Genomic DNA, 15,764 nt, shown 5'->3' on the forward strand with positions numbered 1-15,764 from the left:
ACTAATGACTAATGACTAATGACTAACTAGCTAACAGAGTTTTTTCTAGAGAAGTCCAACGGAAAGAGCGATCGCCACCTCTCTCAATAATGACTTTCACTCGTGGTTCTAACTGAGGCAAATTCGTTAAATACTCAACTTCCTCATTAGAAAGAATATGCCCTTCAATAATCCACAAGACCAGCCCCTTTGATTTTGGTGGTAGCTGTTCTAGATGAGAATTGAGAATTGGCGGTAAATAGTACACATGACCTACTGCTGCACCACTACCAGTACTTTTTTTACCAAGATGAGGAGGTCTAACTCCATGAACTCTTGTGAGATACGCAGCTACATCACCCAGTCCTTTAGCAGTAATGTGGAGGGTAGTATAGCCAGCTGCCCGTAGTCGGCGCTGATATCGACCTTCATAACCCCCTTCCAGAGGTATATACACTCCAAGAGCGCCAAACTTTTCCAGATCGCGGATTAAACCGTTGCCAGTGGTAATTAGTGCCATAGATTTTCGTCTTATCCCACTTAGATATCTCTATTATTTACCCTGAACCGATAGATTAAAAGCATTTTTTTGGGTATTGAGAAGAGGCAGAGGGGCAGGGAGCAGGGAGCAGAGGGGAAAGAGGAGGCAGAACGCAGGAGGCAGAGTTCTTTAATTTTGAATTTTGAATTGATTTCTCCCCCTTGCCCCCTGCGCCCTGCTCCCTTGCTTATTCCCCACTCCCTAAAAATAGCTCTATAAATTACTGGACAAACATAAATAAATAATTTATATTATTAGATTGTGACCAAAAACGCAAATTAGGTTGACTTTTTACTGTCATTCTGAAGTGGTGTTAGCATCAAAAACTGATGACTTGATCCAAATTGGATAATCTAACTCAGATTGATCGTAGACTGGTAAACTAAGAAAGCTTTCAGGTCAACATTAGAGCTTATGGAAGAATAACTAAAGTTAATCCTAAGCTCCAAGGTACGTTTACTTCTGTGCCTCAAAAAAAGCAGGCAAAAGCTTAAACAATAGTTTAAGGTGTTTAAGGAAGTAAAGACTGAGCAGCAATGTTGGTTTCATGGCATTACGTCAGTCTCAGTTAACGGATACTGGGCGGTAACAACCGCTTAAGTCCAACTGCAACACGGCAGTAGCCAATCTCCGGGAAGCCGCCCTTCGGGCGTGTACAAATCGGAAAACCCGCCGACAGCGCTGCCTCCAGAAAGTGCCAGAGCAATTGCTTGGACAAAGCATTGCTGCACACAGCTTTAAGCTGTAGCGCCTTGCATTGATTCCAGAAGTTACTCCTTCCCCAGGGGAAGAGACTTGTGGCTGTTCTGGTGATCTAATGAGTGAAGCTAAACAGATTCACCAAGCAGTAAGGACACGGTTTGTTGTGTCCGAAAGCATTTGGAGCGGTTTATTGAAACCATTCCAAATTTCGCAGGCTAACCCAGCCTAAACTGATGCGTACAAAGCGTGTCCTCTAAAGTCCAATTCCAAGGTCAGCAAGTAGAAAGGAGAACCAGTTACTGTGTCTGTAGGTATTCTCGGCACCAAGCTGGGCATGACTCAAATATTTGACGAAGCAGGAGTATCTATTCCTGTAACTGTCATTCAAGCAGGGCCATGCACTGTTACACAAGTTAAAACGAAAGAAACCGACGGTTACTTTGCCATTCAAGTTGGTTATGGCGAAGTCAAACCAAAGGCACTAAACAGACCACTACTGGGTCATTTGGCGAAATCATCTGCCCCAGCATTGCGTCACTTAAATGAATATCACACCGATAGCTCTAGTGATTATGCTTTAGGTCAAGAGATTAAAGCAGATATTTTTAGCGCTGGTCAAATTGTCGATGTCGTCGGTACAAGCATCGGTCGCGGCTTTGCGGGAAACCAGAAGCGCAACAACTTTGGTCGCGGGCCAATGTCGCACGGTTCCAAAAACCACAGAGCACCCGGTTCTATTGGTGCTGGTACAACACCAGGTCGTGTCTATCCAGGTAAGCGGATGGCAGGTCGTTTGGGTGGAAAACGTATTACAATCCGCAAACTGACCATAGTGCGAGTCGATCCAGAACGCAACTTATTGCTGATTAAGGGAGCTATTCCTGGTAAACCAGGCGCTCTAGTAAGTGTTGTGCCTGCAAAAACAGTGGGATAGTCAAAAGTCATTAGTCAGTAGTCAGTAGTCATTGGCTAAGGACAAAAGACAAATGACAAATGACGCCACGTGCTTCACTTGGGGAGACCCCAAGACCGCAGTGGCTCACAAATGACAAAGGACAGATAACAAAGATGGTTGAAAGCGTAGTTAAAAATTGGCAAGGAGAACAGGTCGGCGAGACGACCTTCGAGTTGCGCGTTGCCAAAGAAGGAACAGCGTCTCATATTGTGCACCGGGCCTTAGTACGGCAATTGACTAATGCTCGTCAAGGAAATGCCAGCACAAAAACTCGTGCTGAAGTCAGAGGTGGTGGCCGTAAACCTTGGCGGCAAAAAGGTACTGGTCGCGCTCGTGCAGGGTCTATTCGTTCACCATTGTGGCGTGGTGGTGGTGTGATCTTTGGGCCAAAGCCTAGAGATTTCGACCTGAAGTTGAACCGCAAAGAGCGACGTTTAGCACTGCGGACAGCATTTGTCGGTCGTATTGACGACTTGATCGTAGTAGAAGAATTTAGCACCGAGCTATCTCGCCCCAAAACTAAAGACTTAGTGGCAGCGCTTGCCCGTTGGGGAATAGTACCAGAAAGCAAGGCACTGTTAATTTTGTCTGAAATTGCGGATACAGATAACGTTTATTTATCAGCCCGCAACATTGAAAATTTAAAACTAATTGCAGCCGACCAGCTAAATGTTTTTGATTTACTGCACGCTGACAAAATTGTAGTTACGGCATCAGCCCTAGAAAAAATTCAGGAGGTCTACAGTGCCTAGCTTTGACCCCCGCGACCTTGCCGACTTAGTACGTCGTCCAATCGTCACCGAAAAAGCGACCATCTTGATGGAGCAAAACAAGTACACCTTTGAAGTAATTCCAAAGGCATCTAAGCCAGAAATCAAGGCTGCGATCGAAGACTTGTTTCAGGTCAAGGTTGTAAAAGTAAACACCATCCTACCACCGCGCAAAAAGCGGCGTGTTGGTAAATTTATTGGTTATAAACCCCAATATAAGCGAGCTATTGTCACCGTCGCACCTGGGGATGAAGACAAGATTAGACAAGTTCTATTCCCAGAAGTCTAAAAAAGTTAGGAGTTAGGAGTTAAGAGTTAGGAGTTACTACGCTCAAAACTCAGCACTCAAAATTTCAAACTCAGCACGGGCTAAACGCCCTGCTATCGCTAACAGCATTCAGCACTTAAAAATATGGGTACCCGTTCTTATCGCCCTTATACCCCCAGCACTCGCCAAGTTACAATCTCTGACTTTGCGGAAATTACCAGAACCGAGCCAGAAAAATCCTTAACAACCTCGAAGCATCGCGCCAAAGGTCGGAATAATCACGGACGGATTACTAGTCGTCGCCGGGGTGGCGGACACAAACAGCTTTATCGGATCATCGATTTTAAAAGGGATAAACATAATATTCCAGCCAAAGTCGCAGCGATTGAATACGATCCTAACCGCAATGCCAGAATTGCCCTTTTGTATTACCAAGATGGCGAAAAACGGTACATCCTTCACCCCAACGGATTGAAAGTTGGAACAATAATTGTTTCTGGGCCTGATTCTCCCTTTGAAGATGGTAATGCCTTACCGCTCTGGAAGATTCCTTTAGGTACTAGTGTTCACAACGTAGAATTCACTCCTGGCAAAGGTGGTCAAATTGTACGTGCTGCTGGTGCTAGCGCCCAAGTCGTGGCCAAAGAAGGTAATTACGTGACTCTCAAGTTGCCTTCAGGAGAAGTCCGCTTGATTCGGCGTGAGTGCTACGCCACTATTGGGCAAGTAGGCAACACCGATGCGAGAAACCTGAGTGCAGGTAAAGCCGGACGAAATCGCTGGAAAGGTCGCCGTCCTAAGGTTAGAGGTAGCGTCATGAACCCAGTGGATCACCCACATGGTGGTGGTGAAGGTAGGGCGCCTATCGGTAGATCGGGGCCTGTTACACCTTGGGGTAAACCCACATTGGGCGCGAAGACACGCAATCGCAAGAAACTTAGCAGCAAGTTGATTGTACGTCGTCGTCGTAAGTCTTCTAAACGCGGTCGCGGTGGTCGTGAATCTTAAAGAGTTAGAAGTTATGAGTTATGAGTTGAATCTAAACTTATTAACTCCTAACTCCTCACTCCTAATTCCTAAATCCTAAATCCAAAATTGAACTATGGGTCGTTCTCTAAAAAAAGGTCCTTTCGTTGCGGATCATCTCTTAAAGAAAATTGAAAAGCTCAACGACAACAACAGAAAAGAAGTTATTAAAACTTGGTCACGAGCTTCGACAATTTTGCCCCTAATGGTAGGTCACACCATAGCTGTTCACAACGGACGCCAACACGTTCCCGTTTTTGTAAATGAACAGATGGTAGGACACAAGTTGGGTGAATTTGCCCCAACACGCACCTACAGGGGTCATGGAAAAAGCGACAAAAAAGCGGGTAGGTAGTTATTAGTCATTGGTCATTTGTCATTAGTCATTTGTCATTAGTTATTAGCTTTCGACAAAGGACAAAAGACAAAGGACGAAGGACGAAAGATAAAATTGGAGAAAATTATGGCTACTAATACTACTGAAGTAAAAGCGATCGCTCGTTTTATCCGCATCTCGGCCTATAAAGTGCGTCGGGTACTCGATCAAATCCGCGGGCGCTCTTACCGAGAAGCGTTAATCATCCTGGAATTCATGCCCTATCGCGCTACTGAACCCATCTTGAAGGTTCTCAGAAGCGCTGCTGCCAATGCCGAACACAACGCTGGGTTAGATCGGACTCAACTAGTGATTACTCAGGCTTATGCCGATCAAGGGCCGCCGTTGAAGCGCTTCCAACCAAGAGCGCAGGGTCGAGCTTACCAAATTCGCAAGCCGACGTGTCATATTACTGTGGCCGTTGCAGCCGCCCCAGAAAAATAAGCTTTTTTTACACGAATAAATTGCGTAAAGTAAGAAATTTTAGAGGAAGCATTCGTGGGACAGAAGATTCATCCAGTTGGTTTTCGCCTGGGTATTACACATGAACATCAATCCCGTTGGTTTGCTGTTCCTGATCGTTATCCAGAACTTCTACAAGAAGACTACAAACTCCGTCAATATATAGAACAAAAGCTGGGTAGACAGGCTCAAAACAACGCCGGAATTTCCGAGGTACGGATTGAGCGGAAAGCCGACCAAATCGACTTGGAAGTACGCACAGCTAGACCTGGGGTAGTAGTGGGTCGTGGTGGACAAGGTATTGAATCCTTACGTACCGGACTCCAAGGATTGTTGGGTAGTAATCGTCAAATTCGGATCAATGTAGTTGAAGTTCAACGAGTTGATGCTGATGCCTACCTAATTGCTGAATATATTGCTCAACAATTGGAACGTCGGGTTTCCTTTCGACGGGTAGTGCGGCAATCGATTCAACGCGCCCAACGGGCGGGTGTCCAAGGTATTAAAATCCAAGTTAGCGGTCGCCTCAACGGTGCAGAAATTGCCCGGACAGAGTGGACTCGTGAAGGTAGAGTACCTTTACATACCTTACGGGCTGACATTGACTACTCTTATTGCACGGCAAAAACTGTTTACGGCATTTTGGGTATCAAAGTATGGGTGTTTAAGGGAGAAATTATTCCTGGACAGGAACCAGATCCGCTACCACCAGCAAGCCGCGATCGCGATCGTGACCCCCGCGATCGCGATCGTGAACCCCGTCGCCGTCAACAACAACGTCGTCGCCAGCAGTTTGAAGACCGCTCAAATGAAGGGTAAACGGGGACTGGGGAATGGGGACTGGGGACTGGGTAAGAATTCTCAATCCCCAATCCCTAATTCCCAATCCCTAATCCCCAGTACCTAGTACCTAGTAGCCAATCATGTTAAGCCCTAGAAGAACTAAATTCCGCAAACAACAGCGGGGACGGATGGAAGGACTAGCCACCCGTGGTAGTACCCTCAACTTCGGTGATTTTGCACTCCAAGCTCAAGAACCTGCTTGGATTACCTCGCGTCAAATCGAGGCTTCCCGTCGGGCAATGACTCGTTATATTCGTCGGGGTGGACAAATCTGGATTCGGATTTTCCCTGATAAACCTGTAACCATGCGTCCTGCTGAAACCCGGATGGGTTCCGGTAAAGGTAATCCAGAGTTTTGGGTAGCTGTAGTCAAGCCAGGACGAATTTTGTTTGAAATCGGTGGAGTTTCTGAAGAAATCGCCCGTGAAGCGATGCGTTTGGCTTCATTTAAACTGCCCATCAAAACTAAGTTTATTGTGCGCTCTCAACCACAGGAGCAGGAGTAGCTTATGCCTCTTCCCAAAATTTCAGAAGCTAGAGAATTAAGCGACGAGAAGCTCTCTGATGAAATTGTCGCAATCAAAAGACAACTATTCCAGTTGCGCTTGCAAAAAGCCACCAGACAACTAGAAAAGCCCCACCAGTTTCGACAATTGCGCCACCGCCTAGCCCAATTGCTGACGCTAGAAACAGAACGCAAACGGGCAGCAAGTCAATCGGCTAAAGAAGAAAAGTAGGAGATTATGGCAGTTAAAGAACGAGTTGGCTTGGTAGTGAGCGATAAAATGCAAAAAACTGTGGTAGTCGCCATAGAAAACCGCGCTCCTCACCCCAAGTACGGCAAGATTGTGGTTAACACCCAACGATATAAAGTTCACGACGAAGAAAATCAGTGTAAAGTAGGCGATCGCGTTCGCATTCAGGAAACTAGACCCCTGAGTAAAACCAAGCGCTGGAAAATCACAGAAGTCCTGAACGTCAAGCCTACTTAAACCTCATCGTTGTTAGAAATTAACAACATTACAAGGGAGAATAATTGTGATTCAACCCCAGACTTACCTGAATGTCGCAGATAATAGCGGCGCCCGCAAACTGATGTGCATCCGCATCTTAGGCGGAGGCAACCGTCGTTATGGTTTTATTGGCGATAAAATTATCGCCGTTGTCAAAGATGCTACACCAAACATGGCTGTAAAAAAGTCTGATGTTGTGGAAGCAGTAATTGTTAGAACTCGTAAAGCTGTATCTCGTGATAGCGGTATGAGTATTCGCTTTGATGATAACGCTGCTGTAATCATCAACAAAGACGGTAATCCCAGAGGCACACGGGTTTTTGGCCCAGTTGCACGGGAACTGCGCGATAAAAACTTTACTAAAATTGTTTCTCTGGCTCCGGAGGTGCTTTAATGGCAACCAAACAAGGTACGCCCAAAGTATTCCATAAAATGCACGTCAAAACTGGCGACACCGTACAAGTGATTGCTGGCAAAGACAAAGGAAAAATTGGCGAAATTACTCAGGCACTTCCCCAACTGAGTAAAGTTATCGTCAAAGGTGTCAACATAAAGACCAAGCACGTCAAACCCCAGCAAGAAGGGGAATCAGGGCGAATTATTACCCAAGAATTCCCGATTCATAGCTCCAACGTTATGCTTTATTCCACCAAGCAAAACGTTGCCAGTCGTATTGGTTACACCTTTACCTCAGAAGGCAAAAAGGTCAGAAAACTCAAGAAAACTGGCGAAATTCTAGATAAATAGTCATTAGTCATTGGTCATTAGTCATTAGTTATTAGTAAAAAGACTAATAACAAAAGACAAAGGACAAATAACAAAGGACAATAAAAGTTTCCCTGACCAAGCCCAGGGATATCAGGACAAAAAACTATGCCGACAACAAGACTCAAAACCTTATATCAAGAGACAATCGTCCCTAAACTGATTAATCAGTTTCAATATACCAACGTTCATCAAGTACCGAAGTTGGTAAAAGTTACGATTAACCGGGGTTTGGGTGAAGCAGCTCAAAATGCGAAGTCTCTAGAGGCATCCATTAACGAAATTGCTCTGGTAACAGGTCAAAAACCAGTGGTGACAAGGGCGAAAAAGGCGATCGCTGGCTTTAAGATTCGTCAAGGGATGCCTGTGGGGATCATGGTGACTCTCAGAGCCGAACGGATGTATGCCTTTTTCGATCGGTTAGTTAGCCTGTCACTACCCAGAATTCGAGATTTTCGCGGTGTTAGCCCTAAAAGCTTTGACGGACGCGGTAACTACACTCTAGGTGTGAGAGAACAGCTAATTTTTCCAGAAGTCGAATACGACAGCATCGATCAAGTGCGTGGGATGGATATTTCCATCATCACCACAGCAAAAAACGACGAAGAGGGACGCGCCTTACTTAAAGAATTAGGAATGCCCTTTCGCGATCAATAAGTTCATCTATAGAGGGAACGATGGCGGCTAACGACACAATTGCAGATATGCTGACGCGCATCCGCAATGCCAACCTGGCGCGGCATCAAACTACACAAGTGCCAGCGACAAAATTAACCCGGAGCATTGCCAAAGTGCTACGGGAGGAAGGCTTTATTGCTGAAATCGAAGAAGCAGAAGAAGGGGTAAAACGCAATCTGGTGATTTCCCTGAAATACAAGGGAAAAAACCGTCAGCCTCTGATCACCGCCTTAAAGCGAGTGAGTAAGCCTGGCTTGCGTGTTTATTCAAATCGAAAAGAATTACCAAGGGTACTAGGCGGCATTGGCATTGCCATTATTTCTACATCCAGTGGCATTATGACTGACCGCGAAGCGCGGCGTCAGAACTTGGGTGGCGAAGTACTTTGTTACGTTTGGTAGTCATTGGTCATTAGTCATTGGTCATTAGTCATTTGTCATTAGTCTGTTATTAGTAAAAGACAAAGGACAAATAACAAAGGACAAAGGACAAAGGACAAATAACAAAGGACAAAAAGTCATGTCTCGTATTGGTAAACGTCCAATTACTATTCCCGCCAAAGTTCAAGTGGCGATCGATGGTACAACTATTGTGGTGAAAGGCCCGAAGGGGGAACTTTCTCGCACTCTCAGAGATAATGTCTCATTCTCTCAAGAGGGGGAAATATTACACGTAAATCGTCGGGATGAAACTCGCACATCGAAGCAATTGCACGGCTTGAGCCGCACTTTAGTTGCCAACATGGTCGAGGGAGTTTCCCAAGGTTTTCAGCGCCGTTTGGAAATTCAAGGCGTTGGTTACAGGGCACAACTTCAAGGGCGTAACCTAGTTTTAAATATGGGTTACAGCCATCAGGTGCAAATTGAACCACCAGATGGAATTCAGTTTGCAGTAGAAGGTACCACTAACGTCATTGTTAGCGGCTATGACAAAGAAATCGTCGGTAACACAGCCGCCAAAATTCGTGCCGTTCGTCCACCAGAACCTTACAAAGGTAAAGGCATTCGCTATGCCGGTGAAGTGGTCAGACGGAAAGCTGGTAAGACTGGTAAGGGTGGTAAGAAGTAGAAATGAAACTTACTCGTAGAGAATCAAAAAACCGTCGTCATCGACGCGTTCGTGGCAAAGTTATTGGCTCCCCAGAACGTCCCCGTTTAGCGGTATTTCGTTCCAATGAGCATATTTATGCCCAGCTGATTGATGATACTCAGCATCAAACCATCGTGGCCGCATCGACTGTAGAACCAGAGTTGAAATCTAGTTTAGCGTCATGTGCAAACCGCGATGCCTCGGTACAAGTTGGGAAGTTGATCGCAGTGCGATCGCTAGAAAAAGGCATCACCAAAGTAGTCTTCGATCGCGGTGGTAACTTATATCATGGTCGTGTCAAAGCACTAGCTGATGCAGCCCGCGAAGCTGGTTTAGATTTCTAAAGTCATTGGTCATTAGTCATTAGTTATTGGACAAATGACAAAGGACAAATGACAAATGACAAATGACAACTGACAACTGACGTTCACCAGAGCATAAATTATGGCAACAGAGCGTAAAAGTAGAACAAAGCGTGCCAAAAAAGAAGAAACCACTTGGCAAGAGCGGGTTATTCAAATCCGCCGCGTAAGTAAAGTGGTCAAAGGTGGTAAAAAACTCAGTTTCCGAGCGATCGTTGTCGTTGGTAACGAACGCGGTCAGGTTGGAGTTGGAGTAGGCAAAGCTTCAGATGTAATAGGTGCCGTTAAAAAAGGTGTAGCCGACGGCAAAAAACACCTTATTGATATCCCAATCACCAAATCCAACTCCATCCCCCATCCCATTGATGGCGTCGGTGGCGGTGCGAAGGTGATGATGCGCCCAGCCTCACCTGGTACTGGGGTAATTGCGGGTGGTGCTGTGCGAACTGTGTTGGAATTGGCAGGAGTTCGTAACGTTTTAGCCAAGCAACTAGGCTCCAACAATCCACTCAATAATGCTAGAGCCGCAGTTAATGCCTTATCTACACTGCGTACCCTTTCTGAAGTCGCCGAAGATCGCGGTATTCCTATTCAAAATCTCTACATCTAATTTAGTCATTAGTCATTGGTCATTAGTGAATAACAAAGGACAAATGACAAATGACAAATGACAAACGACAAATGAGAACTTGATAAATTATGAGACTCCATGATGTTAAGCCGCAAAAAGGCTCCAAGAAACGCAAGAAGCGTGTAGCTAGAGGTATTTCTGCCGGTCAAGGCGCTAGTGCTGGTTTAGGTATGCGGGGTCAAAAATCTCGTTCTGGTAGCGGGACTCGACCAGGTTTTGAAGGTGGTCAACAGCCATTGTACCGCCGCTTACCTAAGCTGAAGGGCTTTCCGATTATTAATCAGAGGATTTACACTACGATTAATGTAGAGAAGCTAGCCTCCCTTCCCGCGAATACGGAAGTAACTTTGACCTCATTGAAAGCCGCAGGTATCCTGACTGCTGTCAAAGGGCCATTGAAAGTTTTAGGTAACGGGGAATTGAGCATTCCGCTCAAAGTACAAGCGGCAGCTTTTACAGTTTCAGCTCGTAGCAAAATCGAGGCAGCTGGTGGTAGTTGTGAAGTCTTATGAGTGAGCCGGAACAGCGCACTTAAATGCAAGCCAACTCGCTGCCAGTGCTTGGTTCACTATAAAGGTAGCACTCTATGATCAGTCGAGATAAAGCCCCAACGGCTCAAGAAACTTTTATGCAGATGGCACAGGCAGCTGGCCTCAGAGGTAGGCTGCTTGTCACCGTCGGTATTTTAATTTTGGTTCGCCTGGGTATCTTCTTACCCGTCCCAGGCATTGATAGACCGAGATTTGCCGAAGCCATATCGGGCAGTAATTCCATATTCGGCTTATTGGATATATTTTCCGGGCGAGGACTTTCGACTTTGGGAGTCTTTGCTTTAGGGATTTTGCCCTTCATTAATGCGTCTATTATCATCCAATTGCTCACCGCAGCGATTCCATCTTTAGAAAATTTACAGAAAAATGAAGGCGAAGCAGGTCGGCGAAAAATATCGCAAATTACCCGCTATGTCACTGTAGTTTGGGCAATTCTGCAAAGTACAGCTTTTTCGGCATTATTCCTCCAGCAATTCGCCTTAAAGCCAGGGCCTATATTTGTCGCTGAAACTGCGATCGCTCTGACTGCTGGTTCTATGTTCGTCATGTGGGCATCAGAACTGATTACAGAACGGGGCATTGGTAACGGAGCATCATTGTTGATTTTTGTCAACATTGTTGCATCATTACCAAAAGCTTTAGGCGATACTATCGACTTGGTGCAAGTCGGCGGTCGGGAAGCAGTGGGTCGGGTGATTGTGCTGATCTTAGTTTTCCTCGCAACAATTGTTGGTATTGTGATTGTGCAGGAAGGAATGCGCCGCATCCCAATTATTTCGGCTCGTCGCCAAGTAGGTCGGCGAGTTTTGGCAGAGCAGCGTAGTTATCTGCCACTGCGGCTAAATCAAGGCGGCGTGATGCCAATTATTTTTGCTGCTGCGATCCTCAGTTTGCCACTGCTAATCGCCAATTTTACTAAAAATGCCGATTTGGCGAATATAGTTAACACTTATTTGAGTCCAAGCGGTTCTAGCTCCTGGGTCTATGCCTTGGTCTACATGATTTCCATTGTTTTCTTCAGCTACTTCTATTCTTCGTTGATTCTCAACCCGGTAGATGTGGCGCAGAACTTGAAAAAAATGGGTTCTAGTATTCCTGGAATTCGTCCCGGCAAGGCAACTAGCGAGTATATCGAACGCGTTTCCAACCGACTAACTTTTTTGGGTGCCATCTTTTTGGGCTTCGTCGCTATTATCCCCACTGCCGTAGAAAGCGCTTTGAATGTGAAAACTTTCCGGGGCATCGGTGCGACATCTTTGTTGATTTTAGTTGGTGTGGCAATTGAGACAGCCAAACAAGTCCAAACTTATGTCATATCTCAGCGCTATGAAGGAATGGTGAAATAATAGTGACGCGATTAATCTTCTTGGGGCCACCTGGAGCGGGTAAAGGAACACAAGCTCAAACCTTGGCTGAACACTTGAATATTCCCCATATTTCTACGGGTGAAATATTAAGACAAGCCATGAAAGAGCAGACTCCTTTAGGAATCAAAGCTCAAAGTTATGTTGATAGCGGCGAGTTAGTACCCGACCAGCTAGTGGAGGACTTGGTACAGGAGCGCCTCAGTCAGCCAGATGCCAAAAATGGTTGGATTCTAGATGGATTTCCCCGAAAAGTGACCCAAGCAGCTTTTTTGGAGAAGTTACTAGAAGCAATACATCAAGGTGGCGAAAGGGTAGTCAATTTAGATGCACCAGATGAAATTGTCATCGAACGTTTGCTAGCTAGAGGACGAAAAGATGATACCGAAGAGGTGATTCGTCGTCGTTTAGAAGTGTACCGCGCTGAAACTGCACCTTTAATTGATTATTATGGCGATCGCAAAAAACTCCTAACAGTCAATGGCAATCAGTCCCAAGAAGATGTCACTGATGAACTACAAAAGGTAATCGCTTCCTGAAAAAGAGGGGAAGTAGGGAGTAGATAATTCCCAATCCCCTCACTGCTCCCAAGAAAAAGATCAATTTTAGCTAAGATATATTAATAAACTGTTGATATATTTCTTAAAATGTGTTTCTTTGCAGATGAAGCGCTGCAACTAAACACGAAATTGTTGAGTTGAGGAAAAAACAAATTGTCTAAGCAAGATTTGATTGAAATGGAAGGCACGGTTACAGAGTCCTTGCCCAATGCGATGTTTCGCGTTGACTTGGACAATGGCTTTAACGTGCTAGCACACATTTCCGGCAAGATTCGCCGAAATTATATCAAGATTTTGCCCGGCGATCGCGTCAAGGTGGAGTTAACCCCTTACGACTTGACCAAAGGCAGAATCACCTATCGACTACGCAAGAAGTAACTATATGTAGAGAATTTTACCATAAAACCATTTTTTTGACTGTTTATTAGTCATTTAACTGGATTAATTTCCCTAGAAATGCTATAATTTTATATTTGGAGTCAAAAAATAAAAGGCATGAAAGTTAGAGCCTCAGTCAAGAAAATTTGTGAAAAATGTAACGTTATCAAACGTCGTGGTCGCGTCATGGTGATCTGCGTGAACCCCAAGCACAAACAACGTCAAGGATAACGCTCTTACCAACAGAGCTAGTTGTAACAGGCATATCATCATTAAAACGAAAAGACGCGATTAATCACGTTTTTCCAACCAACAGTAATTGCGACAACAATAGGGAGAGTTCATTGTGGCACGTATTGCCGGAGTAGACCTTCCACGCGATAAGCGCGTCGAGATCGGTCTAACTTACATCTACGGAATTGGGTTATCACGCGCTCAAGAAATTATAGCGGCAACTGGTGTGAATCCAGACATCCGCGTTAAGGACTTAAGTGATGCCGATGTAACAGCCCTACGAGGGGAAATAGAAAGCAACTATCAAGTTGAAGGCGACTTGCGGCGCTTGGAGTCTTTGAACATCAAGCGCTTAGTTGACATTGGTACCTACAGAGGCCGTCGTCATCGCATGGGCTTACCAGTCAGAGGCCAAAGAACTCGCACCAATGCCAGAACCCGTCGAGGCAGAAGGCAGACAGTGGCTGGGAAGAAGAAGGCTCCAGGGAAATAATTTTGCAACGCTTGCTAATCCGAGCAAGTTTTACCTTAAATCAACTAAACAAGTATGGCGAGACAACCAACTAAAAAATCCGGGAGCAAGAAGCAGAAACGGAATGTACCCAGTGGGATGGCCTACATCCAGTCTACTTTCAACAATAGCATTGTCACCATTACCGATCAAAATGGAGATGTCATCTCCTGGGCCAGTGCTGGTTCTAGCGGTTTTAAGGGAGCAAAAAAGGGAACTCCCTTTGCAGCGCAAACCGCAGCGGAAAGCGCAGCCCGTCGAGCTATCGATCAAGGAATGCGCCAAATTGAGGTAATGGTCAGTGGGCCAGGAGCAGGTAGAGAAACCGCTATCCGGGCACTCCAAGGAGCAGGGCTGGAAATTACACTGATTCGGGATATTACCCCGATTCCTCACAATGGTTGTCGTCCACCCAAGCGCCGTCGAGTTTAAATACTAAGACTTGGGCAGTGAGGGCAAAAAGTGACAGCCAGCAATGACCGCTTGAGCGTCTAACGTACAAACTGTCATTGAGTCAAAGTTTGGGCGACCAGAAGCGTGTCAGGTTTTCCCACCGGGAAAGCTGTTAGGCTTCGGGCTACCCAAAATATTATTAGCACCTGCAAGCTCAATAGAAGTGTCAAACTATACCGTAACTTTATAGTAGTAGTTTGATATACCTATAATCTACAGGACATAAATTCAATTCGGGAGGCAATTGATTTGTCTGCTAGCAGCACCTTAGAAGAAGGGAGGCTCATCCGTGGCGCAGTTTCAAATTGAATGTGTAGAGTCGAATACCGAAGAAAGTCGGAACCATTACAGTAAATTTGTTTTGGAACCTCTCGAACGCGGTCAAGGGACAACTGTTGGCAACGCACTGCGGCGGGTTTTACTGTCTAATTTAGAAGGTACAGCAGTTACAGCAGTGCGGATTGCGGGCGTTTCACATGAGTTCGCCACAGTTCCGGGCGTGCGGGAAGATGTGTTGGAAATCCTCATGAGAATGAAGGAAGTTATCCTGAAGAACTATTCTTCGCAGCCCCAGATTGGTAGATTACTTGTTAGCGGCCCAGCAACAATCACTGCGGCACATTTTGATTTGCCCAGTGAAGTAGAAGTAATTGATCAGACTCAGTATGTAGCCACCATCGCTGAGGGTGGAAAGCTAGAAATGGAATTTCGGATCGAGAAGGGCAAAGGCTATCGGACTGTAGAGCGAGGACGTGAGGAAGCCACATCGTTGGATTTTCTGCAAATCGACTCGATATTTATGCCAGTGCGAAAAGTCAACTACAGTGTTGAAGAATCTCGTGGGGAAGGCTTGATTCCAAAAGACCGACTACTGTTGGAAGTTTGGACAAATGGTAGTATTTCCCCTCAAGAAGCACTATCTTCTGCTGCTGCGATCTTGGTAGATTTATTCAACCCGTTGAAAGATATCTCCCTAGAACCAACAGACACAGGTTCCGATATTCCAGACGATCCAACTGCCCAGATACCCATCGAAGAGTTGCAACTTTCTGTGCGGGCATATAACTGTCTCAAACGGGCACAAGTTAACTCTGTGGCAGATTTGTTGGATTATACCCAAGAAGACCTCTTAGAAATTAAGAACTTTGGGCAGAAGTCAGCAGAAGAAGTCGTAGAAGCTTTGCAGAGACGCTTGGGCATTACCCTGCCAATGGAAAGAGGCTCTAAACACCCTTAAGAAAAACCGTTCATAA

General features: G+C 45.5%; 26 protein-coding genes. 25 read left to right on the top strand and 1 reads right to left on the bottom strand.

Going from position 1 to position 15,764, the window contains the following annotated elements; genetic code table 11:
- Positions 1 to 22: 22 nt before the first annotated feature.
- Positions 23 to 499, bottom strand: a complete 477-nt coding sequence (locus CDG76_RS11160) for an NAD(P)H-quinone oxidoreductase subunit N (protein ID WP_094349086.1) — start codon at positions 497 to 499, stop codon at positions 23 to 25.
- A 1,024-nt stretch (positions 500 to 1,523) separates the two neighbouring features.
- On the opposite strand from CDG76_RS11160, the gene rplC reads away from it, so the two are divergent.
- The 25 genes from rplC to CDG76_RS11290 all read left to right on the top strand — a co-directional run bounded on the left by rplC (position 1,524) and on the right by CDG76_RS11290 (position 15,748).
- Complete coding sequence (gene rplC / locus CDG76_RS11170; RefSeq protein ID WP_094349087.1) at positions 1,524 to 2,156, top strand: 50S ribosomal protein L3; 633 nt, start codon at positions 1,524 to 1,526, stop codon at positions 2,154 to 2,156.
- Positions 2,157 to 2,290: 134 nt separating this feature from the next.
- Entirely contained in the window at positions 2,291 to 2,929 is a 639-nt protein-coding gene (rplD, locus tag CDG76_RS11175) for a 50S ribosomal protein L4 (protein WP_094349088.1), read from the top strand.
- Positions 2,922 to 3,236: a 50S ribosomal protein L23 gene (locus CDG76_RS11180; RefSeq protein ID WP_094349089.1), complete on the top strand. Its 315-nt coding sequence runs from the start codon at positions 2,922 to 2,924 to the stop codon at positions 3,234 to 3,236. Before rplD ends, CDG76_RS11180 begins: the two co-directional genes overlap by 8 nt.
- 123 nt (positions 3,237 to 3,359) lie before the next feature.
- Positions 3,360 to 4,223 carry a 50S ribosomal protein L2 gene (gene rplB, locus CDG76_RS11185; RefSeq protein WP_094349090.1) on the top strand — a complete coding sequence of 288 codons (864 nt, stop codon included), beginning with the start codon at positions 3,360 to 3,362 and terminating at the stop codon, positions 4,221 to 4,223.
- A 94-nt stretch (positions 4,224 to 4,317) separates the two neighbouring features.
- The gene (rpsS, locus tag CDG76_RS11190; RefSeq protein WP_012410721.1) at positions 4,318 to 4,596 is read left to right on the top strand and encodes a 30S ribosomal protein S19; all 279 of its coding nucleotides are present in this window, start codon (positions 4,318 to 4,320) and stop codon (positions 4,594 to 4,596) included.
- A 108-nt stretch (positions 4,597 to 4,704) separates the two neighbouring features.
- On the top strand, positions 4,705 to 5,061 hold the full coding sequence (gene rplV / locus CDG76_RS11195) for a 50S ribosomal protein L22 (RefSeq protein WP_069070777.1): 357 nt from the start codon (positions 4,705 to 4,707) through the stop codon (positions 5,059 to 5,061).
- A gap of 54 nt (positions 5,062 to 5,115) precedes the next feature.
- Positions 5,116 to 5,898: a 30S ribosomal protein S3 gene (gene rpsC / locus CDG76_RS11200; protein ID WP_094349091.1), complete on the top strand. Its 783-nt coding sequence runs from the start codon at positions 5,116 to 5,118 to the stop codon at positions 5,896 to 5,898.
- A 104-nt stretch (positions 5,899 to 6,002) separates the two neighbouring features.
- Entirely contained in the window at positions 6,003 to 6,428 is a 426-nt protein-coding gene (gene rplP, locus CDG76_RS11205; RefSeq protein ID WP_012410718.1) for a 50S ribosomal protein L16, read from the top strand.
- A gap of 3 nt (positions 6,429 to 6,431) precedes the next feature.
- Positions 6,432 to 6,659 carry a 50S ribosomal protein L29 gene (gene rpmC / locus CDG76_RS11210; RefSeq protein ID WP_094349092.1) on the top strand — a complete coding sequence of 76 codons (228 nt, stop codon included), beginning with the start codon at positions 6,432 to 6,434 and terminating at the stop codon, positions 6,657 to 6,659.
- Positions 6,660 to 6,665: 6 nt separating this feature from the next.
- On the top strand, positions 6,666 to 6,914 hold the full coding sequence (gene rpsQ, locus CDG76_RS11215; protein ID WP_094349093.1) for a 30S ribosomal protein S17: 249 nt from the start codon (positions 6,666 to 6,668) through the stop codon (positions 6,912 to 6,914).
- Between the two features lie 46 nt (positions 6,915 to 6,960).
- Positions 6,961 to 7,329, top strand: a complete 369-nt coding sequence (gene rplN / locus CDG76_RS11220; RefSeq protein WP_069070772.1) for a 50S ribosomal protein L14 — start codon at positions 6,961 to 6,963, stop codon at positions 7,327 to 7,329.
- Entirely contained in the window at positions 7,329 to 7,682 is a 354-nt protein-coding gene (gene rplX, locus CDG76_RS11225) for a 50S ribosomal protein L24 (RefSeq protein ID WP_094349094.1), read from the top strand. The genes rplN and rplX overlap by 1 nt, the downstream gene beginning before the upstream one ends.
- Positions 7,683 to 7,808: 126 nt before the next feature.
- Positions 7,809 to 8,357: a 50S ribosomal protein L5 gene (gene rplE / locus CDG76_RS11230; RefSeq protein ID WP_094349095.1), complete on the top strand. Its 549-nt coding sequence runs from the start codon at positions 7,809 to 7,811 to the stop codon at positions 8,355 to 8,357.
- Between the two features lie 20 nt (positions 8,358 to 8,377).
- Entirely contained in the window at positions 8,378 to 8,779 is a 402-nt protein-coding gene (gene rpsH / locus CDG76_RS11235; RefSeq protein ID WP_094349096.1) for a 30S ribosomal protein S8, read from the top strand.
- A 118-nt stretch (positions 8,780 to 8,897) separates the two neighbouring features.
- Entirely contained in the window at positions 8,898 to 9,446 is a 549-nt protein-coding gene (gene rplF, locus CDG76_RS11240; RefSeq protein ID WP_094349097.1) for a 50S ribosomal protein L6, read from the top strand.
- Positions 9,447 to 9,448: 2 nt separating this feature from the next.
- Positions 9,449 to 9,811 carry a 50S ribosomal protein L18 gene (rplR, locus tag CDG76_RS11245; protein WP_094349098.1) on the top strand — a complete coding sequence of 121 codons (363 nt, stop codon included), beginning with the start codon at positions 9,449 to 9,451 and terminating at the stop codon, positions 9,809 to 9,811.
- 100 nt (positions 9,812 to 9,911) lie between these two features.
- On the top strand, positions 9,912 to 10,439 hold the full coding sequence (rpsE, locus tag CDG76_RS11250; RefSeq protein ID WP_094349099.1) for a 30S ribosomal protein S5: 528 nt from the start codon (positions 9,912 to 9,914) through the stop codon (positions 10,437 to 10,439).
- 89 nt (positions 10,440 to 10,528) lie between these two features.
- Positions 10,529 to 10,972 carry a 50S ribosomal protein L15 gene (gene rplO, locus CDG76_RS11255; RefSeq protein WP_094349100.1) on the top strand — a complete coding sequence of 148 codons (444 nt, stop codon included), beginning with the start codon at positions 10,529 to 10,531 and terminating at the stop codon, positions 10,970 to 10,972.
- Positions 10,973 to 11,046: 74 nt separating this feature from the next.
- A complete protein-coding gene (secY, locus tag CDG76_RS11260; RefSeq protein WP_094349101.1) occupies positions 11,047 to 12,357 on the top strand; it encodes a preprotein translocase subunit SecY in 1,311 nt (436 codons plus the stop codon).
- Between the two features lie 2 nt (positions 12,358 to 12,359).
- Positions 12,360 to 12,914 carry an adenylate kinase gene (locus tag CDG76_RS11265; protein ID WP_094349102.1) on the top strand — a complete coding sequence of 185 codons (555 nt, stop codon included), beginning with the start codon at positions 12,360 to 12,362 and terminating at the stop codon, positions 12,912 to 12,914.
- Between the two features lie 174 nt (positions 12,915 to 13,088).
- The gene (gene infA / locus CDG76_RS11270) at positions 13,089 to 13,313 is read left to right on the top strand and encodes a translation initiation factor IF-1 (protein WP_006276978.1); all 225 of its coding nucleotides are present in this window, start codon (positions 13,089 to 13,091) and stop codon (positions 13,311 to 13,313) included.
- Between the two features lie 117 nt (positions 13,314 to 13,430).
- Positions 13,431 to 13,544: a 50S ribosomal protein L36 gene (gene rpmJ, locus CDG76_RS11275; RefSeq protein ID WP_015129703.1), complete on the top strand. Its 114-nt coding sequence runs from the start codon at positions 13,431 to 13,433 to the stop codon at positions 13,542 to 13,544.
- Between the two features lie 115 nt (positions 13,545 to 13,659).
- A complete protein-coding gene (rpsM, locus tag CDG76_RS11280; protein WP_094349103.1) occupies positions 13,660 to 14,040 on the top strand; it encodes a 30S ribosomal protein S13 in 381 nt (126 codons plus the stop codon).
- A 54-nt stretch (positions 14,041 to 14,094) separates the two neighbouring features.
- Positions 14,095 to 14,490, top strand: coding sequence for a 30S ribosomal protein S11 (rpsK, locus tag CDG76_RS11285; protein WP_012410703.1), 396 nt, complete (start codon positions 14,095 to 14,097; stop codon positions 14,488 to 14,490).
- Positions 14,491 to 14,800: 310 nt separating this feature from the next.
- Positions 14,801 to 15,748 (top strand): DNA-directed RNA polymerase subunit alpha, encoded by a 948-nt coding sequence (locus tag CDG76_RS11290; RefSeq protein WP_094349104.1) that lies wholly within the window; start codon positions 14,801 to 14,803, stop codon positions 15,746 to 15,748.
- Positions 15,749 to 15,764: the final 16 nt, after the last annotated feature.

This window comes from Nostoc sp. 'Peltigera membranacea cyanobiont' 210A (genome assembly GCF_002246015.1).
Taxonomy (GTDB): domain Bacteria; phylum Cyanobacteriota; class Cyanobacteriia; order Cyanobacteriales; family Nostocaceae; genus Nostoc.

What these genes read in the sequence shown, in the direction of transcription:
- CDG76_RS11160 (WP_094349086.1), bottom strand. Translation starts at nt 499, where the DNA reads ATGGCACTAATTACCACTGGCAACGGTTTAATCCGCGATCTGGAAAAG.
- rplD (WP_094349088.1), top strand. Translation starts at nt 2,291, where the DNA reads ATGGTTGAAAGCGTAGTTAAAAATTGGCAAGGAGAACAGGTCGGCGAG.
- rplB (WP_094349090.1), top strand. Translation starts at nt 3,360, where the DNA reads ATGGGTACCCGTTCTTATCGCCCTTATACCCCCAGCACTCGCCAAGTT.
- rpsS (WP_012410721.1), top strand. Translation starts at nt 4,318, where the DNA reads ATGGGTCGTTCTCTAAAAAAAGGTCCTTTCGTTGCGGATCATCTCTTA.
- rplV (WP_069070777.1), top strand. Translation starts at nt 4,705, where the DNA reads ATGGCTACTAATACTACTGAAGTAAAAGCGATCGCTCGTTTTATCCGC.
- rplP (WP_012410718.1), top strand. Translation starts at nt 6,003, where the DNA reads ATGTTAAGCCCTAGAAGAACTAAATTCCGCAAACAACAGCGGGGACGG.
- rpmC (WP_094349092.1), top strand. Translation starts at nt 6,432, where the DNA reads ATGCCTCTTCCCAAAATTTCAGAAGCTAGAGAATTAAGCGACGAGAAG.
- rpsQ (WP_094349093.1), top strand. Translation starts at nt 6,666, where the DNA reads ATGGCAGTTAAAGAACGAGTTGGCTTGGTAGTGAGCGATAAAATGCAA.
- rplX (WP_094349094.1), top strand. Translation starts at nt 7,329, where the DNA reads ATGGCAACCAAACAAGGTACGCCCAAAGTATTCCATAAAATGCACGTC.
- rplE (WP_094349095.1), top strand. Translation starts at nt 7,809, where the DNA reads ATGCCGACAACAAGACTCAAAACCTTATATCAAGAGACAATCGTCCCT.
- rpsH (WP_094349096.1), top strand. Translation starts at nt 8,378, where the DNA reads ATGGCGGCTAACGACACAATTGCAGATATGCTGACGCGCATCCGCAAT.
- rplF (WP_094349097.1), top strand. Translation starts at nt 8,898, where the DNA reads ATGTCTCGTATTGGTAAACGTCCAATTACTATTCCCGCCAAAGTTCAA.
- rplR (WP_094349098.1), top strand. Translation starts at nt 9,449, where the DNA reads ATGAAACTTACTCGTAGAGAATCAAAAAACCGTCGTCATCGACGCGTT.
- rpsE (WP_094349099.1), top strand. Translation starts at nt 9,912, where the DNA reads ATGGCAACAGAGCGTAAAAGTAGAACAAAGCGTGCCAAAAAAGAAGAA.
- rplO (WP_094349100.1), top strand. Translation starts at nt 10,529, where the DNA reads ATGAGACTCCATGATGTTAAGCCGCAAAAAGGCTCCAAGAAACGCAAG.
- secY (WP_094349101.1), top strand. Translation starts at nt 11,047, where the DNA reads ATGATCAGTCGAGATAAAGCCCCAACGGCTCAAGAAACTTTTATGCAG.
- rpmJ (WP_015129703.1), top strand. Translation starts at nt 13,431, where the DNA reads ATGAAAGTTAGAGCCTCAGTCAAGAAAATTTGTGAAAAATGTAACGTT.
- rpsK (WP_012410703.1), top strand. Translation starts at nt 14,095, where the DNA reads ATGGCGAGACAACCAACTAAAAAATCCGGGAGCAAGAAGCAGAAACGG.